The 24,857-nt window shown below is 71.3% G+C and carries 23 protein-coding genes; 15 read left to right on the forward strand and 8 right to left on the reverse strand.

What is annotated here, in order from left to right; genetic code table 11:
* Positions 1-106: 106 nt before the first annotated feature.
* Positions 107-1,588 carry a PucR family transcriptional regulator gene (locus MWM45_RS14300; protein ID WP_247827013.1) on the forward strand — a complete coding sequence of 494 codons (1,482 nt, stop codon included), beginning with the start codon at positions 107-109 and terminating at the stop codon, positions 1,586-1,588.
* 86 nt (positions 1,589-1,674) lie between these two features.
* The gene (locus tag MWM45_RS14305; RefSeq protein ID WP_247827014.1) at positions 1,675-2,916 is read left to right on the forward strand and encodes a sensor histidine kinase; all 1,242 of its coding nucleotides are present in this window, start codon (positions 1,675-1,677) and stop codon (positions 2,914-2,916) included.
* A gap of 19 nt (positions 2,917-2,935) precedes the next feature.
* Here the strand turns inward: MWM45_RS14305 and MWM45_RS14310 are convergent, their stop codons facing one another.
* Positions 2,936-4,621: a sensor histidine kinase gene (locus MWM45_RS14310; protein ID WP_247827015.1), complete on the reverse strand. Its 1,686-nt coding sequence runs from the start codon at positions 4,619-4,621 to the stop codon at positions 2,936-2,938.
* A 222-nt stretch (positions 4,622-4,843) separates the two neighbouring features.
* On the opposite strand from MWM45_RS14310, the gene MWM45_RS14315 reads away from it, so the two are divergent.
* From MWM45_RS14315 to MWM45_RS14325, 3 genes are all read left to right on the forward strand, one after another.
* A complete protein-coding gene (locus MWM45_RS14315) occupies positions 4,844-5,944 on the forward strand; it encodes a PP2C family protein-serine/threonine phosphatase (protein WP_247827016.1) in 1,101 nt (366 codons plus the stop codon).
* A 101-nt stretch (positions 5,945-6,045) separates the two neighbouring features.
* Positions 6,046-6,378, forward strand: a complete 333-nt coding sequence (locus MWM45_RS14320; RefSeq protein WP_247827017.1) for an STAS domain-containing protein — start codon at positions 6,046-6,048, stop codon at positions 6,376-6,378.
* Complete coding sequence (locus tag MWM45_RS14325) at positions 6,371-6,832, forward strand: ATP-binding protein (protein WP_247827018.1); 462 nt, start codon at positions 6,371-6,373, stop codon at positions 6,830-6,832. Before MWM45_RS14320 ends, MWM45_RS14325 begins: the two co-directional genes overlap by 8 nt.
* Before the next feature lie 36 nt (positions 6,833-6,868).
* Here the strand turns inward: MWM45_RS14325 and MWM45_RS14330 are convergent, their stop codons facing one another.
* Entirely contained in the window at positions 6,869-7,837 is a 969-nt protein-coding gene (locus tag MWM45_RS14330; protein ID WP_247827019.1) for an alpha/beta hydrolase, read from the reverse strand.
* Positions 7,838-7,946: 109 nt separating this feature from the next.
* Between MWM45_RS14330 and MWM45_RS14335 the strand changes: the two genes are divergently transcribed.
* The 3 genes from MWM45_RS14335 to MWM45_RS14345 all read left to right on the forward strand — a co-directional run bounded on the left by MWM45_RS14335 (position 7,947) and on the right by MWM45_RS14345 (position 9,543).
* The gene (locus MWM45_RS14335; protein WP_247827020.1) at positions 7,947-8,582 is read left to right on the forward strand and encodes a trimeric intracellular cation channel family protein; all 636 of its coding nucleotides are present in this window, start codon (positions 7,947-7,949) and stop codon (positions 8,580-8,582) included.
* A gap of 62 nt (positions 8,583-8,644) precedes the next feature.
* The gene (locus tag MWM45_RS14340; RefSeq protein ID WP_247827021.1) at positions 8,645-9,070 is read left to right on the forward strand and encodes a hypothetical protein; all 426 of its coding nucleotides are present in this window, start codon (positions 8,645-8,647) and stop codon (positions 9,068-9,070) included.
* Entirely contained in the window at positions 9,070-9,543 is a 474-nt protein-coding gene (locus tag MWM45_RS14345) for an HIT family protein (RefSeq protein ID WP_247827022.1), read from the forward strand. Before MWM45_RS14340 ends, MWM45_RS14345 begins: the two co-directional genes overlap by 1 nt.
* A 75-nt stretch (positions 9,544-9,618) precedes the next feature.
* Here the strand turns inward: MWM45_RS14345 and MWM45_RS14350 are convergent, their stop codons facing one another.
* Genes MWM45_RS14350 through MWM45_RS14360 form a run of 3 tightly spaced genes read right to left on the reverse strand, consistent with a single transcriptional unit; the run spans position 9,619 to position 12,798 of the window.
* Positions 9,619-10,707 carry a polyprenyl synthetase family protein gene (locus MWM45_RS14350; RefSeq protein WP_418909696.1) on the reverse strand — a complete coding sequence of 363 codons (1,089 nt, stop codon included), beginning with the start codon at positions 10,705-10,707 and terminating at the stop codon, positions 9,619-9,621.
* A 9-nt stretch (positions 10,708-10,716) separates the two neighbouring features.
* Entirely contained in the window at positions 10,717-12,033 is a 1,317-nt protein-coding gene (locus tag MWM45_RS14355; RefSeq protein ID WP_247827023.1) for a geranylgeranyl reductase family protein, read from the reverse strand.
* Positions 12,034-12,798, reverse strand: a complete 765-nt coding sequence (locus MWM45_RS14360) for a demethylmenaquinone methyltransferase (protein WP_247827024.1) — start codon at positions 12,796-12,798, stop codon at positions 12,034-12,036. It lies immediately after the preceding gene.
* Positions 12,799-12,922: 124 nt separating this feature from the next.
* Between MWM45_RS14360 and MWM45_RS14365 the strand changes: the two genes are divergently transcribed.
* The 4 genes from MWM45_RS14365 (at position 12,923) to MWM45_RS14380 (ending at position 16,821) form a co-directional block, all read left to right on the forward strand.
* On the forward strand, positions 12,923-14,263 hold the full coding sequence (locus MWM45_RS14365; RefSeq protein WP_418909697.1) for an isochorismate synthase: 1,341 nt from the start codon (positions 12,923-12,925) through the stop codon (positions 14,261-14,263).
* 126 nt (positions 14,264-14,389) lie between these two features.
* On the forward strand, positions 14,390-15,178 hold the full coding sequence (locus tag MWM45_RS14370) for a transporter substrate-binding domain-containing protein (RefSeq protein ID WP_247827025.1): 789 nt from the start codon (positions 14,390-14,392) through the stop codon (positions 15,176-15,178).
* Between the two features lie 84 nt (positions 15,179-15,262).
* A complete protein-coding gene (locus tag MWM45_RS14375) occupies positions 15,263-16,048 on the forward strand; it encodes an amino acid ABC transporter permease (protein ID WP_247827026.1) in 786 nt (261 codons plus the stop codon).
* Between the two features lie 5 nt (positions 16,049-16,053).
* Positions 16,054-16,821 (forward strand): amino acid ABC transporter ATP-binding protein, encoded by a 768-nt coding sequence (locus MWM45_RS14380; RefSeq protein ID WP_272496052.1) that lies wholly within the window; start codon positions 16,054-16,056, stop codon positions 16,819-16,821.
* On the opposite strand, the gene menD is transcribed toward MWM45_RS14380, so the two are convergent.
* The 3 genes from menD to MWM45_RS14395 all read right to left on the reverse strand — a co-directional run bounded on the left by menD (position 16,818) and on the right by MWM45_RS14395 (position 21,918).
* The gene (gene menD, locus MWM45_RS14385; protein WP_247827027.1) at positions 16,818-18,533 is read right to left on the reverse strand and encodes a 2-succinyl-5-enolpyruvyl-6-hydroxy-3-cyclohexene-1-carboxylic-acid synthase; all 1,716 of its coding nucleotides are present in this window, start codon (positions 18,531-18,533) and stop codon (positions 16,818-16,820) included. The two genes, MWM45_RS14380 and menD, sit on opposite strands and share 4 nt — an antisense overlap.
* 77 nt (positions 18,534-18,610) lie before the next feature.
* Positions 18,611-20,776, reverse strand: a complete 2,166-nt coding sequence (locus tag MWM45_RS14390) for a PhoX family protein (protein WP_247827028.1) — start codon at positions 20,774-20,776, stop codon at positions 18,611-18,613.
* Between the two features lie 110 nt (positions 20,777-20,886).
* Entirely contained in the window at positions 20,887-21,918 is a 1,032-nt protein-coding gene (locus MWM45_RS14395) for an o-succinylbenzoate synthase (protein WP_269076555.1), read from the reverse strand.
* Positions 21,919-22,016: 98 nt separating this feature from the next.
* Here MWM45_RS14395 and MWM45_RS14400 point away from each other — a divergent pair, with 98 nt between their 5' ends.
* The 3 genes from MWM45_RS14400 to MWM45_RS14410 all read left to right on the forward strand — a co-directional run bounded on the left by MWM45_RS14400 (position 22,017) and on the right by MWM45_RS14410 (position 24,788).
* Complete coding sequence (locus MWM45_RS14400) at positions 22,017-22,931, forward strand: phosphatase PAP2 family protein (protein WP_247827029.1); 915 nt, start codon at positions 22,017-22,019, stop codon at positions 22,929-22,931.
* Positions 22,932-23,036: 105 nt separating this feature from the next.
* Complete coding sequence (locus MWM45_RS14405) at positions 23,037-24,185, forward strand: zinc-dependent alcohol dehydrogenase (RefSeq protein ID WP_247827030.1); 1,149 nt, start codon at positions 23,037-23,039, stop codon at positions 24,183-24,185.
* Positions 24,186-24,194: 9 nt separating this feature from the next.
* Positions 24,195-24,788, forward strand: a complete 594-nt coding sequence (locus tag MWM45_RS14410; protein ID WP_247827031.1) for a hypothetical protein — start codon at positions 24,195-24,197, stop codon at positions 24,786-24,788.
* The last annotated feature ends 69 nt before the right edge of the window (positions 24,789-24,857 follow it).

Here is a 24,857-nt window from a genome sequence, read left to right on the forward strand (position 1 = left end):
GTATCGACACGACGGTACCGGGACGCCGCGGGGCGTGCCAGAGCTATCTGCACAGCGCCTGCCCCTTGCGAGCGTGCAAGGGCACAGTGCCACCTAAGCTGGATCCATGGCCATCACGCTCGCCGACCTGCTGTCCGATCCCGCCCTGGGCCTGGTCGTGGAGGGCCGTTCGGAGCCGCCGGCCCAGCCCATCCAGTGGGTCGCCGTGACCGAGCTCGAGGACCCGCGGCCGTTCCTCAACGGGGCCGAGGTGGTGCTCACCACGGGCGTGCGGCTGAAGACGGGCGCCGCCCAGCGGGCCTTCGTCCGGCGGGCGCACGACGCCGGGGCCCTGGCCATCGGGTTCGGCGTCGGACTCACCCACCGGAGGATCCCCGCGGCGCTGCTCGCCGAGGCGGACGCCGTGGGCCTCCCCGCCTTCCAAGTCCCGTACGAGGTCCCCTTCATCGCGATCGGCAAGAGGGTGGCGGACGCCCTCTCCGCCGATCACTACGCCGGGCTCGAAGACCTCCTCGAGGGCCACGCCGTCCTGGCCTCCGCACTGCTGGGCCCGGGAGGCCTCGCCGCGCTCCTCGGTGAGCTCGCCCGGATGCTCGGCACCGACGTCGCGCTGTTCCAGTACGGCGCGTGCATCGCCCGCGCCTCGGGCCGAACCGCCCGCAGTCCCGCCGGCCCGGTCGTCGCAGCCGCTCCCCGGGCCGACGCAGTGGAACCGGATCCGGATCCGGATCCGACGACGTGGCATCGGCTGCCGGTCGCCACCGGCCTCAAGGACCGCTGCACCCTCGCCATCGCCGAGCCCTACGGTCGGACCGCCGTCGTCGACTACGCGCAGAGCCTGATCTCGGTGGAGCTCACCAACCAGGCCAGGAACCGGACCGGTGCCCGCGCCGCGTCGGGCCAGTTGCTCGAGGACGTGGTGCGCGGCTCGCTCGGCGGCGCCGAGGCAGCGGCCCGGCTCGCCGGCTCCGGCATCGACACGACGCTCCGGCACAGCGTGCTGATCGTCGACGTCGCCTCCGGGCAGCGGCGCGCGCTGCGGACGCTCCCGCTGCCGGACGGCTGGAGCGGCGGCGCCACGGGGCTCGTCGACGAACGGCTCGTGCTCGTCCTTCCTGCCGGGGCCATGCCCGATCCCGCCGGGCTGGGCCGGTACCTGCACGGGGCCGGGCTGACGGCGCGCATCGGGGTCGGCGGCAGCTACGCCCAGCCGAGCGGCCTGCGATGGAGTTACTTCGAGGCACGCGAGGCGCTCCAGCGGGGGCAGCCACTCAACATCGCGGACCGCCTGAGCCTGACGTCCCTGCTGATGGCCAGTGCGGACGTGCCGCTCGCCGACCTCGCCGCGGAGACCCTCCGGCCACTCGAGGCCTTCGACAGCGCGCACGGCGCGGGACTGCTGACCACCCTGCAGCGCTACCTCGACCTCGACGGCTCCGCGGCCGCCGTCGCCGCGGACCTCGACCTGCATCGCAACACCATCCGCTACCGGCTCCAGCAGGTCGTGGCGCTCACGGGCTACGATCCGGCGGTCACCGCGGACCGCGTACACCTGTACCTGGCCCTGCGCGTCCGGGCGCTCGGCTGACGAGGTCCGCGCCTGCCACGGCACGACCCACCCGCGTGGGATAGTGGACGCACGCACACCGGTCTCACTGTTCTACGGGGGTATTCGTGTCTCTGCTTTCTACCGACGAGTTCGACCTTGAGGAGCTCGCCCGCCAGGCGGTCCTGCAGGACTACGGGCTCCCCTACGGCGAGGCCGGGGGCGTGCCGGTGGAGAAGCCCGACTACGCGACACCGCCGGAGCTGCTCAACCTCGTGAAGCTCGCGGTCCGCGTGAGCGGCATGGACCTCGGCGTCATCAACATCATCACCGCGGACCAGCAGCACCAGATCGCGGCCGTCGGGGTGGAGGCCGCCGTCTGTTCGCGCGACGACTCGATGTGCTCCAAGGTCTTCACCAGCGGGGCGATCACCGCCCTGGCGGACGCCTCCCTCGATCCGCGGTTCGCCGACAACCCCTTCGTCAACGGCGGCATCGCCCACGTGCGCTCCTACGCGTCGGTCCCGCTCGTGACCGAGCAGGGCGCCGCCCTCGGCTCCCTCTGCGTGTTCTCGCCGACCGTGCGGGCGATCGACGCGGAGCAGCGGGAAGGGCTCGAGATCCTGGCACGGCAGGTGGTGGAGGTCCTCGAACTGCAGTTCAAGACGCGTCAGCTCGTCGAGGCGCTCGAGGTGGTGCGGCGCAGCAACGAGGACCTGGCGGGGTTCGCCGCGCGGGTGAGCCACGATCTCAGGAATCCGCTGACGGCGATCCTCGGCTACACCGAGCTCAGCGAGCAGGACGACGACGTCGCGGCCGCCGGGTCGGCGGCGCGCTACTTCAGCATCATCCGGGGCAGTGCCAGCCGCATGCTGTCCACCGTGGAGGAGGTCCTCGAGTTCTCCCGCATCGGCGGGACGATCAGCCGCCGGACGGTGCGCCTGAACACGATGATGAACGCCGTCCTGCAGGACGTCCTGCCGCTCAGCAGCGCCTGCGACGCCCTCGTGACGGTGCAGGACGCGGAGCTGACCGTCGATCCGGCGCAGGTCACCGCGCTGCTGCAGAACCTGGTGGCCAACGCGATCAAGTACTCGACACCCGGGTGCCCCCCTCGCGTGGAGGTGATCGCGAGCGTCGGGGACACGCAGGTGCTGCGCGTCATCGACCACGGCAAGGGCATCGATCCGGCGGACCGGCAGCGGGTCCTGGAACCCCTCGTGCGGCTGCAGCGGGACGGCGATCCTACCGGGAGCGGGATCGGCCTGGCGACGTGCGCACGGATCGCGGCGGCGCACGGGGGGTCGATCAGCCTCACGGAGACGCCCGGCGGCGGCATCACGGCGACCGTGGATCTCGGGCCCGCCTGACACGGAGCCGTCCGGCCCGTCAGAGTCCCTGCGCCTGCAGTTCCTGGACCTGGTCCGCGTGGGCGATCGGGAGGCGGAACGCGAACGTGGACCCTTCGCCCGCGAAGCTCCGGCACGTGATGCTGCCGCCGTGGCGTTGGACGATCGCCTGGGAGATGGCGAGCCCGAGGCCCACCCCGGGGATCGCCGCGTTGCGGGCTCCCGCGGTGCGGAAGAACTTGGAGAAGACGCCCTTCTGCTCCTCCGCCGTCATGCCGCTGCCCTGGTCGCTCACGCTGCACTCCACCTCGGACCCGACCTCGCGGGCGCGGATGGTCACGCTTCCGCCGGCCGGCGAGTACTTGATCGCGTTCGAGAGCAGGTTGTCCAGCACCTGGCCGATCCGTGAGGCGTCACACAGCGCGACGAGCCCGGAGTCGGTGAGGTCCTCGAAACGCACCAGCGGGTTCGTGTTGCCCTGCCGGGCCGAGGCGACGCGGCGGCCGACGAGGTCGGAGAAGTCCGTGGGCACGGGTTTGATCTCGGGCGACCCCTCCGCGGTGGACAGCAGATCCACCACGAGCTTGTGCAGCCGTTCGGAGTTCCTGGACACCACCTCGAGGCCGGAGGCGACCTCCGGGTCGAGGTCCGGCGTCCCCAGCAGCAGTTCGAGGTATCCGCGGATCGCGGTCAGCGGGGTACGCAGTTCGTGTGAGACGGTCGCCACGAACTCGTCCTTCGCGTTCAGGGCGGTGACGAGCTCCGTGACGTCGTTGAACGTCACCACGGACCCCTCGCGCTCCCCGGCCTGGTTGGTCATCAGCCGGGACGAGGTCGAGAGCACCCGCTGGCCGGGCCGCTCGCCCCACCACAGGAGGTAGTCGGAGAACACATGGCCCTCCGCGGCGCGCCGTGTCGGCCGGCGGGTCACCGGAAGGGCCGTCTCGCCGTCCTGCTGGAAGATGCGCAGGGCGGCCTCGTCGGTGTCACGGGTCCCGCCGGCGAGCGCGCGGAACTGCTCGAGCTTGCGGTTCGCGAGGACCGTCCGGCCCGCCTCGTCGACGGCCGTCACACCGATGTCCACGCTGTTGACCACGGTGTCCAGCAGCCGTTCGCGGCGTGCGCTCTCCTCGAGCAGCAGCCGCAGGGCGCGGTCCTTCTCCTCGACCTCGGCCTGCTGCGCCATCATGCTCGCCGTCATCACGCGGATCGTCACGCCGATGGCGAGCATGATGAAGGGCAGGAGGAAGGACTGCGTCAGCGACTGCGAGGTGACCTCAATGTCCGTGACGAAGACCGGCACCCAGACGATGGCCAGGGAGGCGAGGAACCCGGCGGCGAGGAGCGCCCGCGGGTACAGCCCGGAGGCGGCGAGCCAGATGACGGGGAACACGGCGAGGAGGCCTACGCCGGTGATGACGGTGCCCGCCCCGTAGCGCATGAACCCGATGGGGATGAAGTCGAGCAGCGGGACGACCAGGAAGGTGGCGTACGGAAGCCGGTCCCACGGGACGAGGACGCACAGCGCGAACAGCGCGGCCTGCATCCAGAGCCCGATCATGAAGGACCGGCTGGCGAAGAGGTCCGGGTGGAAGAGCAGCCCGCCGACGAGGATCAGCAGGACCGTGAGCGACAGCGGCAGCTGGCTGAGGACCACGCGCGAGCGCAGCGTGAGGTCGTGGAACTGCCGCGTGTTGAGCGTCAGGTGGGAGAGGACTCTGTCCATCTGCTGGCCGTGCCCCCTGGTGGTCGTCGAGATCGTCCGTCGGAATGACGCGCGATTCACGGCCCGCCAGCGAAAGAATAGCGCGGCGGCCCCGTGATTCCGGGTGGCGAAAGTCGGTTGACCCCTCAAGATCGCATCAAGTTCGCCGCAACAATCCGGTGATTCGGGCGAAGCCGTGTGCCGCGTCCGGACGGCCGCGCTCCGTGGCGTTTAATGAGGACCATGACTGTCGCCCCGGAGATCCGCCGTGCCCTCGTTGTCGAGGACGACGTCGATATCCGGGGTTTGCTCGTCCAGATCCTGAAGCGCGAGGGCTTCGAGGTCACCGAGGCCTCGACCGCGCGCGAGGGGCTCCGCCTGGCACGCGCGGGCGCCGACCTCATCACCCTGGACCTCAACCTCCCCGACGGCGACGGCGTGGAGGTCTGCCGCGAGGTCCGCACCTTCTCCGACGCCTACATCCTCATGATCACGGCCCGCACCGACGAGATCGAACGCCTCACGGGCCTCGAGACGGGCGCTGACGAATACATCAGCAAGCCCTTCAGCCCCCGGGAGCTGGTGGCGCGCATCAACTCGCTGTTCCGCCGCCAGAGCCAGCAGTCCGCCGTCGACGTCGCGAATGCGGACGAGCGGCAGCGCGCCGCGGAGGTGCAGCAGAACCTGCTCCCCCGCGACCGGCTCACCCTCGACGGCTTCGAACTGGCCGGACGCTTCAGGCCGTCGAGGAGCGTCGGCGGCGACTTCTACGACTGGTACCCGACGCCGGAAGGCCTGCACTTCACCGTCGCCGATGCCATGGGCAAGGGCATGGGCGCCGCGCTGGTCGCGGCGACCGTCCGCGCGATCATGCGCTCCGTCGCGTCCCAGCCGAGCCTCGAGGCGGCGTTCGCCACGGCGGCGCGGGCCACGGAGGCAGACCTCGACCACACGAGTTCCTTCGTCACGCTGTTCCACGGCCGCCTCGATGCAGCCACCGGCGTCGTCGGCTATGTGGACGCCGGGCACGGCCTCGCGCTGCACATCGCGGCGGACGGCACGGTGACCCGCCTCCCCTCCGCGGGCCCGCCCGTGGGCGCCTGGCCGGACCAGGCCTGGCCCGCAGCCTCCCTGCGCCTCGAGCCGGGCGACGTGCTCGCCATCGTGAGCGACGGCCTGCTCGACATCTACGAGACGGTCGACCAGTTCACCGAGGCGGTCGCGGGCGTGGTGTCCGGGGCGGCGACCGCCGAGGAGGCCTGCGCGGTGCTGCTGGACCTGGCTGACGTCCCCGAGGTCGCCGACGACGTCACCGTCGTCATCCTGCGGCACTCGCGCGGCTGACGAGCCGGGCCGGGAGGACTCGGCCCGCCACCGACGGGCGCGACGATCCACGCCACAGAGATCCAGCACACGCCGACAGGCAGCGGAAGAGGGAAGAACACATGGAATTCACGGTCCAGGACAAAGGGCACTACACCGAGGTCGCGGCGAACGGACGCCTGAACATGGTCGCGGCACCGAAGCTGCGCAGGGTCGTCGACGAGGTGGTCGCCGGGGGCGGGAAGCGGATCGTCGTGAACCTGGCGGACACCAGCTTCATGGACTCCTCGGGCCTCGGCGCGCTCATCGGCTGCCTCAAACTGGCCCGGCAGTCCGGCGGCGACCTGCGGATCGCCGCCGTCCAGCCCCAGGTCACCATGGTGCTCGAACTCACCAGCATGAACCGTGTCCTCACGCCCCACGCGGCGGCGGACGAAGCCTTCCGCAATGACTGACATCCTGGCCCGGCGCACTCTCGAGGAGCCCGCCGCGGAGCAGGCCATCGAGAACCTGCACGTCCTTCTGGAGCAGCTGTGGCTGGATGCCGCCTTCGTGCCGGCTCCAGATCAGATGGCCTTCACCACGGCGGTGATCGAAGCCGCGAGCAACGTCGTCCAGCACGGCGTCCCCGCGGAGGGCGCCACGCTCGTCCTCGGCGTCGAGCTCACCGTCGCCGTCGGGCGGCTGCGCGCCGTCATCAGCGAGATCGGCGCCGCGCCGCTGGACCCGGTGCCCGATCTCGCGGGGCCCGCCGACGTCCCCGGTCCGGACGATGACGCGCTGCTGGAGGACTACGACGAGTCCGGGCGCGGGCTCTCGATGATCCGCGCCCTCGTCACCACCGTGACGGTCGAGCGCGAGGGTGACACCAACGTGTGGATCCTGTCCCGGGACTCCGACCAGGGCTGACCTCCGTCGGGGTGGCGCCCGGCTTCCGGGAGCCGCCTACGGGAGGGCCGGCCGGCCGAGGAACGCGGCGACGTCCGCGTAGACGTCCCGGGACTCCGGGAGGCGGGGGAACGCCGGGAACACGTGGAAGCCGCCGGGATAGACCTTCATCTCCACGGCGGCACCGGCCGCGGCCGCACGGTCCCGGAAGACCGCGGCGTCCGCCATGCAGACGTCGCGCGTGCCCTGGTAGATCCGCGTGCGCGGCAGGGCGGCCAGCAGGTCCTCCGGCGCGCAGGCCGGGCTGACCAGCGGAGTCCGGGGATCGTCGCCGTCCGCCCACCACAGCCCCGCCTGGACCCCGCCCGCCACGGAGAGCATCGGGTCGACGGCCTCGTACGCGGGGATGTCGGGGTTGGTGGCCGTGACGTCGAACCAGGGCGAGAAGGCGACGACGCGTCCGGGCGCGGGCAGCCCTGCCTCCCGGAACGCCCAGGCCTGCGCGACGGCGAGCGCACCGCCGGCCGAGTCCCCCATCAGCGTGACGTCGTCGGGCTCCGCCGTCCTGAGGACGTCGCGGTACACGGACACGAGGTACGGGAAGGCCTCCCGGTAGGTGCTCTCGGGCGCCAGCCGGTACAGGGGCACCGTGACGGCGGCACCGGTCCGCTTCGTCAGCTCGGCGATGATCCACCAGTGCGGCCGGGCGAGCTCGTTGATGTAGATCCCGCCGTGCGTGTAGACGATGTGCGAGCGGGTCGCTCCGAGGAGCGGGCGGACCGTGATGGTCCTGATGCCGTCGATCCGCTTCTCCTGGATGGTGTGCGTCCGCTTCAGCGTCCAGGGGATGGCGGCCATGGCCGGGTAGCTGCGGCCCGGGTACTTCGCGTTCACCCAGTCGGTGCCGCTCAGGTTCCTCTTCGTCGGCAGGAGCCCGATCAGCCGGGCCGCCACGCGCATCGCGCGCGAGCCGTCCTTCGCACCCGGCTCCATCGTCTCCGTGCGGTCCGCGTCTCTGCTCGTCATGGGCCCAGCCTAGTGCCGGGCCCGCACGTCCCGTCTGTCATGCTGGATATGCCCTCCCGGCCCCGTCGACGGGGCCCGCGGGTGCCCCGCCGGAACGCCGAAGGATGAGATGGACACCGCTTCACACGTGGCGCTCGGCGCCGACCTCCTCGGCGTCTTCTTCTTCGCCGTCTCCGGCTCCCTGCTGGCGGCCCGCAAGGGCTTCGACCTCGTGGGGTCGCTCCTGCTCGCGTCCCTCGCGTCGCTCGGCGGAGGGGTGGCCCGGGACCTCATCATCAACGTCCCGCCCGCCGCCTTCACGAATCCCGCCTACCTGGTGCCTCCGCTGCTCGCCACCGTGCTGGTGTACTTCGTCTTCTCGGGCGTGGAGCGCGGCATGCGCGTCCTGGTCGTCTTCGACGCCGGCGGACTGGCCCTGTTCTGCATCACCGGAACCCTTAAGGCGCTCGATGCCGGCCTCCACCCGGTCTCGGCCGCCCTCTTGGGCGTCACCACCGCCGTCGGCGGTGGCCTGCTGCGCGACGTCGTCGCGAACGAGGTCCCGCAGCTCTTCGACCCACGGGACATCTACGCGCTCCCCGCCATGCTGGGCGCCGTCGTCGTCACGGGGCTCTACCTGACCGGGACCTTCACCCTCGTCACCGGGACCCTCGCCGCGTCCCTCGTGTTCTCCCTGCGGGTCCTCGCCTGGCGTTACGGCTGGCACGCGCCGCTCGCCGCGCGGACATGGGACGCGCGGCCGTAGCCCGGGCGGGGGACCCGGCCGCTAGGATGGGGGTATCCCCCAATCCCACGCCTGGAGTACTTGTGACTGAGCTGTTTTCCGACAAATTCCGCGCCCTGGTGCCCCAGTACTTCGAGGACGAGTGGGCCGAGGAAGACGGCCTGTCCGACGACGAGCTGGCCGAGATGCTCGAGGGCAAGGACTTCGACCTGCCCCTGGCCCTGCGCGACTTCTACCGCGCCGTGGGTGCCACCGAGGACATCATGGAGGCGTTCCACTTCTTCTGGGACCCCGACGAACTCGAGATCGAGGACGGCTTCCTCCTGTTCCTCGAGGACGAGGACGAGGAGTACACCTGGGGCATGCGGGCGGACCAGCTGGACGTCCCCGACCCGATCGTCTGGCGGCGCAACAACGTCCGCGGCGAATGGCAGAGCGAGGAGGGCACCTTCAGCGAGTACGTGCTCGATCTGTTCGCGTGGGTCTTCGAGGCGGACGACGAGGACTGATGCCGTTCGTCCACCACGCCCCTGAGGGGTACCGGTGCCCGTTCTGCGACCTCGCGCGGTCGGACTTCGGTAACCCGAAGAACCTCTGCCGCCCGGGGGACGTCGTCTACGCCGACGACCTCGCGCTCGCGTTCATCGCGTCGCACGGCTTCGACCCGAATCCCGGCCACGTCCTGATCACCCCGCGGGCGCACGTGGAACTGCTGTACGAACTGCCGGACGACGCCGCCGCGCGCATCATGACGCTGACCCGCGACATCGCGATCGCCATCAAACGCGCCTGGGAGCCCGACGGCATCTCGACGCGGCAGCACAACGAGCCGGCCGGCAGCCAGCACGTGTGGCACTACCACCAGCACGTCCTGCCGCGCTGGCACGACGACGGTTTCTACTTCACGCCGAAGCGGCCGATCGTGGACCCGGAGATCAGGGCGCGGAAGGCCGACGAGCTGAGGGCGTTCCTCCCCCACTGACCCCGCCCCGGCCGCCACCCGCCGTCGTTCCTGCGCGGTCGTGCACGACGGCACGTGCCCACCGCCCAGGGAAGGTCAGACGTCCCGGCTGACGACGGCCTGCGCGAAGCTCGCCAGCGCCTGCTTGACCACGCTGTCCGGGAGCGGTTCGAGCGCGGCCACGGCCTCGTCCGCCCATTGCTGGGCCACGGCCCACGCCTCCTGGGTCTGCGGGTGCTCGCGCACTGCGGTGACGGCGGCGGCGAGGGCGTCATCGGAGGACAGGTCGCCGTCCACGAGCGCGACGACGTCGGCCGCGGACCGGTCGCCCGCCGCTGCGGCGCGGCGCAGCAGGATGACCGGAAGGGTGGGCACGCCCTCGCGGAGGTCGGTGCCGGGGGCCTTGCCGGACTTGACCTTGCGGCCCGTCACGTCGATGACGTCGTCCGCCAGCTGGAACGCGACGCCGACCTTCTCGCCGTAGGAGACCATGGTGTCGACGACTTCCCGCGGGGTGTCCGCGAAGAGGGCACCGAGCTGCCCGGAAGCGGCCACGAGGGAGCCGGTCTTGTCGGCGATCACCGAGAGATAGTGCTCGAGGGCGTCCTGGCCGTCGCGTGGGCCCACGGTCTCGTGGAGCTGGCCGAGGCAGAGACGTTCGAAGGTGCGTGCCTGGATGCCGAGGGCCTCGCCGCCGAGCTCCGAGACGAGGATGGACGCCCGGGCGAAGATGAGGTCCCCGGTGAGGATGGCGACGGAGTTGCCCCACACCTCGTGCGCGGTCGGGGCGCCGCGGCGGTAGGGGGCTGAGTCCATGACGTCGTCGTGGTAGAGCGTGGCGAGGTGCGTCAGTTCGACGACGACGGCGGCCTGGACCACCTTGGCCCGCGTGGGGTTGCCGAGGTGCGAGGCGAGGATGGTCAGGAGCGGCCGGATGCGCTTGCCGCCGGCCTCCACGAGGTGGCGGCTCGTCGCGTCGGCCAGCGGGTCCGAGTGGGCGATGGCGCTGCGGAGCTGCTTCTCCACCTCGGCCAGGCAGGACGAGACGGACGGTCCGAGCTCCGGGTCCTCGGCGATGAGGGCGAAACCGGGAGGCAGGCGCAGGGCGTCGCCGGGCGTGTCCGCCGTGTCCAGCGCGCTGTTGACGCCCGCGCTGGCCCACCCGGAGTCGAAGGATTGTGTCACGGTCTAAGACTAACGAAGTGAAGCGGCGCTTTGCGCACGCAGATGGCCGGCCAGGGACGGCTGGTTGGAGGTGGGCGGCACCAGGGACTCGAGCAGGTGGATGACGCGGTCCTCGAAGCCCCGCCCGCCGGTGTCCGTCAGGTTGGCGAGCATGCGCACCACGAACCGCATGAGGAGGGGGACGGGCATGCCCGTGCGCAGGGCCAGGGAGAGGATGGCGGGCTTGCCGATCAGCTGCGCGAAGACACGGCCGAGCGTGAAGTGGCTGCCCCACTGCCCACGGATGTAGGGCGCGTAGCCGGACATCACCTGGTCGCGGCCGAGCGGCGACGCGACGCCCTGCGCCCGTTCGATGAACTCCGCGGCGTAGCGGGCGGACTCCATCGCGTAGGAGATGCCCTCGCCGTTGAACGGCGACACCATGCCCCCGGCGTCGCCGAGGAGCAGGAGCCCCGGGCTGTAGTGCGGGGTCCGGTTGAAGCCCATGGGCAGCGCCGCGCCGCGGATCTCGCCCACCATGTTCGACGGCGTGAAACCCCACTCGGCGGGCATGCCCGCGGTCCAGTCCCGCAGCACCTGCTTGTAGTCCAGCTTGCCGAACTCGGCGGAGGAGTTCAGGATGCCGAGGCCCACGTTGGAGGTGCCGTCGCCGACGCCGAACACCCAGCCGTACCCGGGCAGGGGCTTGCCGGTGGCGTCCGGCAGTTCGAGCCAGCCCTCCATCCAGTCGTCGTTCGTGCGGGGGCTCGTGAAGTAGGTGCGGACGGCGACGCCGAGCGGGCGGTCGTCGCGCTTCTGCATCCCGAGGCTGACGGCGGTCCGCGTCGAGTTGCCGTCGGCGGCGAGGACGACGTCGGCCGTGAAGGTGCGGGTCTCCCCCGTCTTGCGGCCGTCGGCATCGAGCAGGTTCACGGTGACGCCCGTGACGCGTCCGGCGTCGTCACGGACGGCGGAGGACACGGAGTGGCCCTCGAGGATGGTGGCTCCGGCGGAGCGGGCATGCCGGGCGAGGGCTTCGTCGAAGCCGAGGCGCGTGCGGACCAGGCCGTAGTCGGGGAAGTCGCTGAGCTCGGGCCAGGGCACCTCGACGGTGCGTTTGCCGGCGATCAGGCGGAGGCCGCGGTTGCGGCGCCAGCCCTCGCTCTCGTCGTGCGGCAGGCCGAGCAGCTGCAGTTCCCGCGTGGCGCGGGGCGTCAGGCCGTCGCCGCAGACCTTCTCCCGGGGGAAGAACGTCTTCTCGAGGACGGTCACCTCGATCCCGGCGCTCGCGAGATAGTAGGCGGCGGTGGAGCCGGCCGGGCCGGCCCCGACGATGAGGACCGACATCTAGTCGACCGCCGACGTCCGTCGGCGCAACCGCACCTGGCCGGGCAGCAGCGGCTCCTCGCCCGGCGCTGCGGGCGACTTCGTGGCGCGGTGCACGGCCACGATGCCGCCGTTGAGGTTCCGGTACGCGACGTCGTTCCAGCCACTGTCGCCGATCCAGGCGGCGAGCCGGTCCTGGTCCGGCCAGGCCCGGATGGACTCGGCGAGGTACACGTAGGCGTCGGGGTTGGAGCTGACCCGGCGGGCGATCGCGGGGAGCGCGCGCATCAGGTACTCGGTGTAGGTGGTGCGCCAGAGCGCGACGGTGGGCTGGGAGAACTCCGCGATGACCAGGCGGCCGCCCGGCCGCGTGACGCGCAGCATCTCGGCGAGCGCCTTCTTCGGCTCGTTCACGTTGCGCAGGCCGAAGGAGATGGTGCACGCGTCGAAGGAGTTGTCCGCGAAGGGGAGGTTGGTGGCGTCCCCGGCCACGAAGTCGATGTCCGGGCGGCGGCGCTTGCCCACCTTCAGCATGCCGAGCGAGAAATCGCAGGCGACGACGTCGATGCCCGCGTCCGCGTACGGCTCGCTCGACGTGCCGGTGCCGGCGGCGAGATCCAGGACGCGCTGTCCCGGCTCCGCGCCGACGGCGTCCACGACGATGCGGCGCCACCGGCGCGTCTGCCCCATCGACAGGACGTCGTTGACGACGTCGTACTTGGGCGCCACGTCGTCGAACATGGCTGCTACTTCGTCAGGCCGCTTCTCCAGCGATGCGCGATTCACTCGCTCATTGTCTCAAACAAACCCCGACCACCCGACCCGCGACTTCCCGACGTGCCGAACCTCACGACCCCGCACGGATACGGTACGGATACGGCCCGGTGCCGCGGAGTACGCTTGAGGCATCATGAGCACTCCGTCCCTCACTGCGCTGCCCCCTGCGCCCGGACAGTCCCGCGGGCTCCGCAGCATCACCGTGGCACAGGCGGACATGGACCCGCGGACGGGCCTGCTCGACTACGTGGTCCGCAACGACGCCCACACCTGGATCCGCCGCGGGGGCGGCCTCGTGGCCTACGGCGAGACGGCCCGCTTCACCGTCACCGGCCCCGACCGCTTCACGCTGGCCCAGGAGTGGTGGCGCCGTGAACTCGCCGGCGCTGAGGTGCTGGACGATCTCGGCGTCCCCGGCACCGGGCTCATCGCCTTCGGTTCCTTCGCCTTCTCCAAGACCTCGCCCCACGAGTCGCGCCTGATCGTCCCCGCCGTGGTGGTGGGCTGCAGCGAGGGCCGCACCTGGCTGACCCTCATCACCGACGACGCCGAGGCCGAGCTGAGCGCCGAGGCCGCGGAGGCGGCGCTCGCCGCCTACCTCGCGGAGCCCGACGCCGGGCGCTCCCCCGGCCCGGGCGACCGCCTCGGCCCGGGCGTCCTCAGCGAGGACCAGTACGAGCGCGCGGTCGCCGAGGGCGTGAAGCACGTGCAGGCCGGCGAGCTGAGCAAGCTCGTGCTGGCACGGGACGTCGTCGCGCACCTCGAGACGCCCGTCGCGACGGCGCAGGTGCTGCGGGACCTCGCGGTGCGGTACGAGGACTGCTGGACCTACGCCGTGGACGGCCTGATCGGGTCCACGCCGGAGATGCTCATCAAGGTGGAGAACAACACGGCCCGCGCCCGCGTGCTCGCCGGGACCCTGGACCGCGCCAACGCCCCGGCCGGCGACCCGGGCTATGCCGACCGCGTCCTCGCAGGGTCCGAGAAGCAGCTCCACGAGCACCAGATCGCGATCGACTCGCTCACCGAGACCCTCCAGCCGTTCACGAGCTCCATGACCTCCCACAGCGAGCCGTTCGTGCTGCAGCTGCCCAACGTGTGGCACCTCGCCTCGGACGTCACGGCGCAGCTGGCGGCGGACGACGACGGCCGCGTCCCGACGTCGCTCGCCCTGGTCCAGGCGCTCCATCCCACCGCCGCTGTCTGCGGCACCCCCACGACGGTCGCCGGAGCACTCATCCGCGAGCTGGAGCATCTGCAGCGCGGACCGTACGCCGGGCCGGTGGGCTGGATCGACGCCGGGGGCAACGGCGAGTGGGGCATCGCCCTCCGCGGCGCCGTCGTCGAGACGCCCACGCGCGTGCGGCTCTACGCGGGGTGCGGGATCGTGGAGGGTTCGCAGCCCGCAGCCGAACTCGCGGAGACGTGGAGCAAGTTCAGGCCGATGATCGAGGCCCTCGGCCTGTCCCGATGACCGAACCCCGGTGACCGGACCCCGGTGACCGTCGGGCAACCCCTGTCGCCTGTGATGCACCTCTCCCTGACGCTAGAATCAGCAGGACCGTCCCCGTTCCACCCCGTCCGCCCAAGTGAGGTACCCATGCTTTCCAAGAAATCAGCACTGCTGGCCGCCATGGCCGCCGGCGCACTCGCGCTGAGCGCCTGTGGCGGAGGCTCCGACGACGCCGGGTCCGGCGAGGCGACCGGCCTGAACCTCGTCTCCGAGGGCTCGCTCACCGTCTGCTCGGACATCCCCTACCCGCCCTTCGAGTACGAGGAGAACGGCGAGTACACCGGCTTCGACATGGATCTCATGAAGGAGATCGCCGCGGGCATGGACCTCGAGCTCTCCGTGCAGGACGTCGGCTTCGACGGCCTCCAGAGCGGCGCCGTCCTCGGAGCCCGCCAGTGCGACATCGGCGCCAGCGCCGTCACGATCACCGAGGAGCGCAAGGCGAACCTCACGTTCTCGGACCCGTACTACGACTCCCTGCAGTCCATCCTCGTGCCGACCGACTCGGACATCGCCTCGATCGACGATCTCGCCGGCAAGCAGGTGGGCGTCCAGCAGGGCACCACCGGCGCCACCTACGCCGCGGAGAACGCACCCGAGGCGGAACTGGTCCAGTACCCCTCCGATGCCGAGATGTACGCCGCCATCCAGGCCGGGAACGTCGACGCCCTGCTGCAGGACCTCCCCGTGAACATCGGCCACACCGAGGACGGCGCGTTCACGATCGCCGAGGAGCTGCCGACGGACGAGCAGTACGGCTTCATCATGGCCAAGACCGGCAGCGAGGAACTCGTCGCCGCCGTCAACGAACAGCTGGCCACGCTGCGTGAGAACGGCACGTACCAGGAAATCTACGACACCTACTTCGAGGAGTAGCCCCACCCTGCCCGTGCGGCCCCGGACGTCCGACGACCCCGGGGCCGCACGGGTGCCACCTCCCGAAGGAAGGTAGATCCCCGCGTGAAACGTTCAACCCGCAGACGCCTCACCCAAGGCGTCCTCTACGCGGTCTTCGCCGCCGTCGTCCTCTTCGTGCTCCTCGCCGCCGACTGGGCGACGATCCGTGCGTACTTCTTCGACCTCGACGTGGCCATCGCTGTCTTCCCCGAGATCGTCACGATCGCTGCGAAGAACACGGTCGTCTACACGGCCATCGCCTTCGTCGGGGGCCTGCTGCTCGGCCTCCTGCTGGCGCTCATGAAACTCTCCCCGGTGCTGCCGTACCGCTGGTTCGCGACCGGCTACATCGAACTGTTCCGAGGGCTGCCGGCGCTGCTGGTCATCTTCGGATTCGCCTACGCCATCCCCATCGCCTTCCAGTGGCGACCACCCGGCGGCAATGCCGGTGCGGGACTGATCGCCCTCATCATCGTGTCCTCCGCCTACATCGCGGAGACCATCCGGGCCGGCATCGAGGCCGTGCCCCAGGGGCAGGTCGAGGCGGCGCGTTCCCTCGGCATGAACGGGGCATGGACCATGATCACCGTGACCCTCCCCCAGGCCTTCCGCATCATCACGCCCCCCCTGACGAACGAGCTGGTCATCCTCATCAAGGACACCTCGCTCCTCTTCATCGCGGGCATGGCCATCGGCGACCGCGAACTGACCACCTTCGCGCGGGACTCGCTGACCAACCAGGCCAACGCGACCCCCCTCGTGGTCGCCGCGCTGCTGTACCTGGTCATCACGTTGCCGCTCACCCAGCTCGTCGCGAAGCTCGAACGACACAACAAGAGAGGCCGGTGATCCCGGTGGCAACCCCAGCATCGGCTGCTGCGCGCTCGACGGCGCTCCCCGCCATCGAGGTCCGCGCACTGTGCAAGAACTTCGGCACCAACGAGGTGCTCAAGGGCATCGACTTCCATGTGGACCACGGCGAGGTGGTGTGCGTCATCGGGCCCTCCGGCTCCGGCAAGTCCACCCTGCTCCGTTGCGTCAACCGGCTCGAGGAGCCCACCAGCGGCACGGTCATGGTGGAGGGCGTGGACATCACGGACAGCGAGACGGACCTCGACGACGTGCGCACGCGCATCGGCATGGTCTTCCAGCAGTTCAACCTCTTCCCGCACCTGAGCGTCCTGAAGAACCTGACGCTCGCGCAGCAACGTGCCAAGAAGCGCGGCAAGGCCGAGGCGATCGAGGTGGCCCACCGGAACCTCGCCAAGGTGGGTCTCGCGGAGAAGGCCGATGCCTTCCCCGCGCAGCTCTCCGGCGGCCAGCAGCAGCGCGTGGCCATCGCCCGCGCCCTGTCGATGGACCCGGACATGATGCTGTTCGACGAGCCCACCAGCGCCCTGGACCCCGAGCTCGTCGGGGACGTCCTCGAGGTCATGAAGCAGCTGGCCCAGGAGGGCATGACCATGATGGTGGTCACGCACGAGATGGGCTTCGCCCGCGAGGTCGGCGACCGCGTGGTCTTCATGGACGGCGGCGTCGTCGTGGAGCAGGGCACGCCCGAGGACGTGCTCGGGAACCCGCAGAACGAGCGGACGAAGGTCTTCCTCTCGAAGGTGCTCTAGGCAGGACGCACCGCGGACGCCACCGCCCGGCGGACGCGCGCATGGAGGTCCCGGAGCGTCGAGCGCTCCGCCCGGACCTCGAGGATGGAGCGGCCCCTGATGGGCCGCTCCATCGCCGTATCCAGCTCCTCCAGCGTCGCCGCCCGCTCGTGGCGCAGCCCGTAGGCGGCGGCGAGCGCGGCGAGATCCACGGTGTGCGGCGTGCCGAACAGCCGCTCCACGGCGGGGCCGTAGCGCGCCGTGGTGCTCTCGGCCCCGTGCTCGAGCAGGCCGAAGATCCCGCCGCCGCCGTCGTTGAGGACCACGAGCTGCAGGTCGGGCTGCGGTTCGCCGCTGCCGAGCAGCAGGCCGCCGACGTCGTGCAGGAACGTGAGGTCCCCCAGGAGGGCGCGCGTGGGGATGCCCGCCGCGAGGGCCACGCCGGTCGCCGTCGAGATGGTGCCGTCGATCCCGGCGAGCCCGCGGTTGGCGAAGACCTCCAGCGGGTGCCAGTCCGTCGCGGCGACGAGGTCCACGTCCCGGATGGGGTTGGACGAGCCGAGCACCAGGTTCCCGTCCGTGTGCTCCCAGACGGCGTCGGCCACGTGCAGGCCGGTGACGCGCTGCTCGTCCGCCAGCAGCGACTGGATCGCGGCCTCCGCCGCTGCGCCCGCCTCCCGCCAGGACCGCAGCCAGCCCTCCTCGCCGCGCCCCGCGAACGCGAGCAGCTCCGGCAGGGTGTCGATGATGCGCTCGGGGCGCCGCCCCTCCTCGAACCAGGCGACCGGCACCGGCAGGTACAGCGCGTGCTCGACGTCGGGCCGTGCCAGCAGCGCGGTGACCGGGCGGGACAGCGTGGGGCGCCCGAAGGTCACCACGCGCCTGACGGCGGGGCCGAGGTGCTCGAGGAGCAGCCGGTAGGGGGCGATGGCGCTGCTGCCGAACCGTGCGTTGGAGGACGGCTCCGCGAGCAGCGGGAGGCCCAGGTGCGCGGCGAACACCGCGGCGAGTTCCCCCGCTCCATGACCGGCGACGACGACGGTCCTGCCGGCGGGCCCCGTCGGGTCCACTGCACGGGCGGCGGGTGTCTCTTCCCGGGGGTCCGGGTCGGCGATGAGGGGGCGGACGCCGGGGGCCGGCTCGTCCCTGCTCCCGCCGGGCACCAGCGGATCGCGGAAGGCGAGATTGAGGTGCACGGGACCGGACGGCCGTGCGGCCCGGCCGTCCACCGGATGCCCCAGGGCGGCGCGCAGGGCGTCCCCGATCGCGCCCGTCGGGTCCTCCCCCGCAGCGACGTCCGCGCCCGCGCGCACATGCACGCCGAACAGTCCCGGCTGCACCGTGGTCTGGTTGGCCCCGGTGCCGCGCAGCTCGCCCGGCCGGTCGGCGGAGATCACCACCAGGGGTACCGCGGCGTGGTTCGCCTCCATGACCGCAGGCAGGAGTTCGCCCACGGCCGTGCCCGACGTCGTCACCATTGCCGCCGGACGCTGCGCGCCGAGCGCCAGCCCCAGGGCGGTGAAGGCGCCGGACCGCTCGTCGATCCGCACGTGCAGCCGGACGAGGCCGGCCGCCTCGGCATCCGCGAGGGCGTAGGCGAGGGGGGCGCTGCGCGAGCCGGGGGCGACGACGACGTCCCTCACCCCGCCGGCCACGAGGGCGCGGACGGCACGTGCGGCCGAGGCCGAGGAGTCGAGGGGTGTCGCTGCGGGTCCGGTCGCTGGGTCTGTCACCGTTCCATCCTTCCACCCCGACGCCGACGCGCCCCCACCAGGGGGTGGGGGCGCGTCATGCTACCGGGTGTCGGCCGCTACTTGCCGTCGCGGCCGCCGCGGACCTCGTTCGGGTTGCCCTTGGGTCGCGGCTTGCCGGGCTGCCGCCCACGCCCGCGGCCCGAGTGGTCCTCGTCGCGGCGACCCTCGGACGCCTTGTAGACCTGGACGACCGACGGGCGTGGCAGCGCGGCGTCGCCCTTGCGCGGGGTGCCGCCCAGCGGCACGTAGTCGGGGAACAGCGAGGACTGCGCCGCCCAGTCGCCGTCCTCACCCGGGTGCTGCACCGCCACGAAGACGCTGCCGTCCTGGTCGTGGATGATCGGGCCGCACGTCTCGGCGTCGCGGGGCACGGCGAGGAACTGCTGCACGCGGCCACGCTCGGCACCCTCGAGCCCCACCTTGAACAGGCCGTCGGCGAAGCCCACCGTGCTCGGCTGGCCGTCCGTCGAGATCCACAGGTTGCCCGCCGAGTCGAAGGCCACGTTGTCGGGGCAGGAGATCGGGGAGACCTTGTCCGTCGGGTAGCCGGCGAAGTAGGTGGAGGGGTTGCGGGCCGGATCGCCGCAGACGAGCAGCAGGTTCCAGGTGAAGCGCGTCCCGGTCGCGTTGCCGCCGGCCTCCGTGAGTTCGACGACGTGCCCGTCGCGGTTCGCGGTGCGGGGGTTGGCCTCGTCGGCGACGGCGTTGGTGCCGACGCCGCGGTTCGTGTTGTTGGTGCACGCCACGTAGACCTTCCCGGTGCGCGGGTTCGGCTCGACGTCCTCGCACCGGTCCATCTTGGTGGCGCCCATCTTGTCCGCCGCGATCCGCGTGAAGACGGCGACCTCGGCCGCGCTCATGCCCGCGACCACGGACTCGTTGTCGACGAGCAGCGGCAGCCACTCGCCCACGCCGTCGAACGCGCCGTCGGACGGGAGCGTGCCCGTGCCGTTGATCTCGGCGACGGAGTTGCCCTGGAAGCGGGCCACGTACAGCGAGCCCTCGCTCAGCAGGGTCATGTTGGCCTTGCGCGCCGCGGGGCTGCTGCCCGGCTGGACCTTCTTCGTGGACACGAACTTGTACAGGTAGTCGAAGCGCTCGTCGTCGCCCATGTAGGCCACCACGCGGCCGTCGGCGGCGACGGTCACGTTCGCTCCCTCGTGCTTGAAGCGTCCCAGCGCGGAGTGCTTCCGCGGCGTCGATGTGGGATCGAACGGATCGACTTCCACGATGTACCCGAAACGGTGCTTCTCGTTCTCGTAGCCCGCATTGCGGGTGTCGAAGCGGGGCTCGTCGATCTCCCAGCCGCGTGCCGTCGGCTTGCTGGTGATGCCGTAGCGGCGGTCGCCGTCGCTGGTGCCGGCGGCCACGAAGTAGCCGTTGAAGTTCTCCTCGCCGGAGAGGATCGTGCCCCACGGGGTGGTTCCCCCCGCGCAGTTGCCGAGCGTGCCGAGGATACTGCGGCCGGCCGGGTCGTCCTTGGTCTTCAGCAGGTCCGACCCGGCGGCAGGGCCGGTCACCTCGTAGGCGGTGGTGGTCAGATAGCGGCGGTTGAGCGGGGCGCCCTGGACGTAGGACCACGGCTTGTTCCGGTTCTTGCGCTCGAGTTCGACCACGGACAACCCATGGGCCGCCTTGCCGATGCCCCGGACCTCCGCCGCGGGCATCGTCGGGGGCACCATGATGTTCTCGTTCGTGTACTCGTGGTTGGCGAACAGCACCGCACGGCGGCCCTTGCTGCCCTCGATCTCGATGACGTCGGTGTAGTCGCAGTTGTAGCCGAACTGCAGCGCCTGCGCGGCGGCGGTCTGCTGGTTCGCGTCGAAGGCCGGCGACGTGTGGAAGATCGGATCGCCCCACCGGATGACGGGCTTCCAGCCGTAGCCCTGCGGCACGGTCATGTCGTCCACGAGCGCGTCCACGGGTGCGATGGCGTTGAAGGCCAGTGCGTTCGACGCCCCGGGCCCACCGGGCGCCGCGACGGCGGATCCGGCCCCGGTCTGGGAACCGACAAGGAGCGTCAGGGCACCCGCCGCTCCCGTGCCGAGGGCGCTGCGGCGTGAGAACTCACGCGAGACGATGTCCCGGAAGTAGTTGTTGCCCGACGTGTTGCAGACGGCGTCGGCACAGGCATTGTCACACTTCAGGGCGCATGTGACGGCGCTGCGTTTTCCCTTGGTGTGGCCGAGCATGGGCAGCAGGCGGCGCGCGGTGTCAGTCATGGAGGTACCTCTCGACAGGATGAACAGTGTTCGTCCTCACCCTGTCGAGGGCACCTGAACATCCGCGGTGCCCGTCGGTGAACCCCCGGTGAACGGGACCGGAACACGCATCAGCGGGGCTCTGCCGCGGCGAGCACCCCGTAGCACCGCGCCAGGCGATCCAGCCACCAGCTCCGCCGCTCCTCGCCGGCCGCGTAGCGTTCCAGCCGCTCCTGGGAGACCTCGACGTCCCGCACCGGGAGGTACCCGTGCTCGGGGACGAGGGAGTCCTCGACGACGTCACCGCCCATGAGCGAGACCGTCGCGAGGCCGCACGCGTACGGCAGTGCCGGGAGCGCGGCGGCGAGGGCCACGCCGGCGCGGATGCCCACGGAGGTGTCGAGGGCGGAGCTGACGACGGCGGGGAGCCCGGCGCGGCCGATGATGTCGAGGGCCCTCCGCACACCGCCGAGCGGCGGAGCCTTGATGACGAGGACGTCGGCCGCGTCCTCGCGTGCCACCCGCAGGGGATCCTCCTGGCGCCGCACGCTCTCGTCCGCCGCGACGAGGACCCCCTCCCCCCGGCGGCGCAGTTCGAGCCTGACCGCGCGGAGCCCGGGAATGTCCGCCACCGGCTGCTCCACGTACTGCAGACCGAACCGGCCGAGGGCGTCGAGGGCGTCGAGGGCCTCGTCCACCGTCCACCCGCCGTTGGCGTCGATCTTGATGCCGGCGTCGGGGAGGAGGCGGCGCACCTCGGTGACCCGCGCCACGTCGTCCGCGAGCGACTGCCCCCGCTCGGCCACCTTCACCTTGACCGCGCTCACGGTCCCGAACCGGGCCAGCACCCCCTCGACGTGGGCCGCACCGACGGCCGGCACCGTCGCGTTCACCGGGACGGCGGACCGCACCGGCTCCGGGAAGCCGTGCCACGCCGCTTCGAGGGCGCCCGCGAGCCATGGAGCGGATTCGGCGTCGTCGTACTCCAGGAACGGGCAGAACTCACCCCACCCGGCCGGCCCACGGACCAGCAGGGCCTCCCGGACGAGGACGCCGCGGAACTTCACGCGCATGGGCACCGAGACGATCCGCGCTGTGGCCGCCACCTCGTCGAGGGTCGGCAGGGGGAGGGTGTCCGGCGGGGGCGGGTCCGAGGTGTGCACGCCCTCAGGCTACGGGAGCCGTCGGCCCCCGCGTCGGCCCCCGCGGAGGTCACGGGGCGGTGACGGGGCCGGGCGGATCGTATGGAACGATGGACGGGATGACGTCCCAGCGAACCTCTTCCGGATCGGCGCGGGCAGCACGATCGCCGCTGTTGTTCGTGCTGGCCGCCGTCTTCTGCGCGTCGGCGCTCGGCTGGACCTACTGGGCCTTCGTCAGGACCACCAGGGGCCAGTTCGCGGACGAGTCCGCCTGGCGGGAGGCCGACGTCGCCGCGCCCGACACCCAGCTCCCCTTCCTGCGGTTCCTCGACACCCTGCCGCTCGTCTCGGTGGTCCTCGCGGCCGCCGCCATCCTGTTCGTCGCCGTGGTGCGCCGGCGGATCGCGGCCGCGGTGACCGCCGTCGGCGTCATCCTCGCCGCGAACCTGACCACGCAGCTGCTCAAGAACATCGTGTTCGACCGCCCGGACCGGGGCGTGGCGACACTGGCCTTCAATTCATTACCCTCAGGGCATACAACGCTCGCGGCGTCGGCGGCGGCCGCCGTCTTCATCATCGTGACGCCGCGCTGGCGGCCGTTCGCAGCGGCTGCCGGCGGCGCCTACTCGGTCCTCGCGGGCGCAGCCACGTTCATCAACCTCTGGCACCGCCCGGCGGACGTCGTCGCCGCGCTCCTCGCCGTCGGGACGTGGACGCTCATCGGCGGCCTGATCATCATGCGGACCGGCGACCACTGGAACAACTGGCACGGTTACGGAGCGCACTGGGCGTCCTCACGCGGTTGGCTGGTGGTCTGCTGGGTGCTGGGGATCGGCGGGCTTGCGCTGTCCATGGTGCTCTACCTCTCCGTCCTGGCCATCGGGCCTGCCCCTGAGCCCGGCACCGCGAACATCCCGCTGTTCTTCTGGTGGGGGCTCACCTGGATCATCGGTGCCGGCTTCGCCCTTGCAGCCGCCGCGGGGTGGCTCTTCTCCGCCCAGGCCCGCGTGGCCGCCCCGTCCCGCATCCCTTAACACCTCCGGCACGGCCGCGCACGTCCTTTCGGGGGGTCCGCGGGACATTGCCGCGCCGGGGCGGTGGTGCAACGCTGGCCGGACCAGCGACGAGGGAGATGATCGATGAAAGCCATGGCGTACCGCGGCCCGTACAGGATCCGGGTCGAGGAGAAGCCGATGCCCACGATCGAGCACCCGAACGACGCCATCGTCCGGGTGACCACGGCTGCGATCTGCGGCTCCGACCTGCACCTGTACCACGGGCTCATGCCGGACACCCGCGTGGGCACCACGTTCGGGCACGAGTTCATCGGCGTCGTGGAGGAGGTGGGGCCCTCGGTCCAGCACCTGACGCGCGGGGACCGCGTGATGGTCCCCTTCAACGTCTACTGCGGGTCCTGCTACTTCTGCGCCCGCGGCCTCTATTCGAACTGCCACAACGTGAATCCGAACGCGACGGCCGTGGGCGGCATCTACGGCTACTCGCACACGTGCGGCGGGTACGACGGCGGCCAGGCCGAGTTCGTGCGGGTGCCCTTCGCCGATGTCGGGCCCACGATCATCCCCGACTGGATGGACAGCGAGGACGCGGTGCTGCTCACCGACGCCCTGGCCACCGGGTACTTCGGGGCGCAGCTCGGCGGCATCGGCGAAGGGGACACCGTGGTGGTGTTCGGCGCCGGGCCCGTCGGACTGTTCGCCGCCAAGTCGGCCTGGCTCATGGGCGCCGGAAGGGTCATCGTCATCGACCACCTCGAGTACCGCCTGGAGAAGGCCCGCGTCTTCGCGCAGGCGGAGACGTTCAACTTCGCGGAGTACGACGACATCATCGTGGAGATGAAGAAGACCACCGACTACCTCGGGGCCGACGTCGTGATCGATGCGGTCGGGGCGGAAGCGGGCGGCAGCTTCCTCCAGCAGGTGACGGGGACCAAGCTCAAGCTGCAGGGCGGCTCCCCCGTGGCCCTGAACTGGGCCATCGACTCCGTGCGCAAGGGAGGCACGGTGGCCGTCGTCGGGGCGTACGGGCCGATCTTCAGCGCAGTGAAGTTCGGGGACGCGCTCAACAAGGGCCTGACGCTGCGCATGAACCAGACACCGGTGAAGCGGCAGTGGCCCCGCCTGTTCGAGCACATCCGGAACGGCTACCTCAAACCCAGCGACATCGTCACCCACCGGATCCCCCTGGAGCACATCGCCGAGGGGTATCACATGTTCTCGGCGAAGCTCGACGGGTGCATCAAGCCCCTCATCATCGCGAACCCCAGCTAGGAGAGCACCATGAGCGCCCCCACACCCCCCACCCCCTACGTCGCGAACAAGCCGAAGGACATCCCGAGCCCCGCGGCCCTCCGGGCGAGGATCCCGGGCTGGGGCGTGGACCTCGATCCGAAGGACCGGCCCTCCTACCCCCGCGAGGTGTTCGATCCGGCCGGCACCGGAGCCCACTGGGACTACCCCGAGGAGCAGCAGGAGCGTGAGGGCCGGGAACGGTCGATCGAGCACGGGCAGCTGACTCCGGTCTTCGGGACGAGCGCACCGCTGCACGGCGTCTCGGGCAGCATCCGGCGCTACGCATACCGGTACGGCGAGGGCCGGGCCGCGCACTGGCTGATCCTCATGGCCGGCGACCGCGTGGATGCCTGGGGCGCGCACCTGAGGTCCCTCGCGTCACTGCGCCCCGACGATCCGGTCACCGAGACGGGCGTCCTCGCGGAGGGGCGCCGGCATGGCATCGCCTCGCGCATCGGCAGGGGGCGGGTGGATGTGAACCATCTCTGGCTGGACCCGGTCGTCGTCGCCGGACCGTGGGTGGCCGCGGCGGCGGGGACGGCCGTGGTGGTGCGGGCGATCGCCCGGAGGACACGGCGCTGACGCCGGGAAGACTCTCCATGCCCGGTCGACGGCTTCATCGGGTGGGCATGTTCGGGGATGTCCACTCAA

Origin of the sequence: Arthrobacter antioxidans, assembly GCF_023100725.1 — a bacterium.
Taxonomy (GTDB): domain Bacteria; phylum Actinomycetota; class Actinomycetes; order Actinomycetales; family Micrococcaceae; genus Arthrobacter_D; species Arthrobacter_D antioxidans.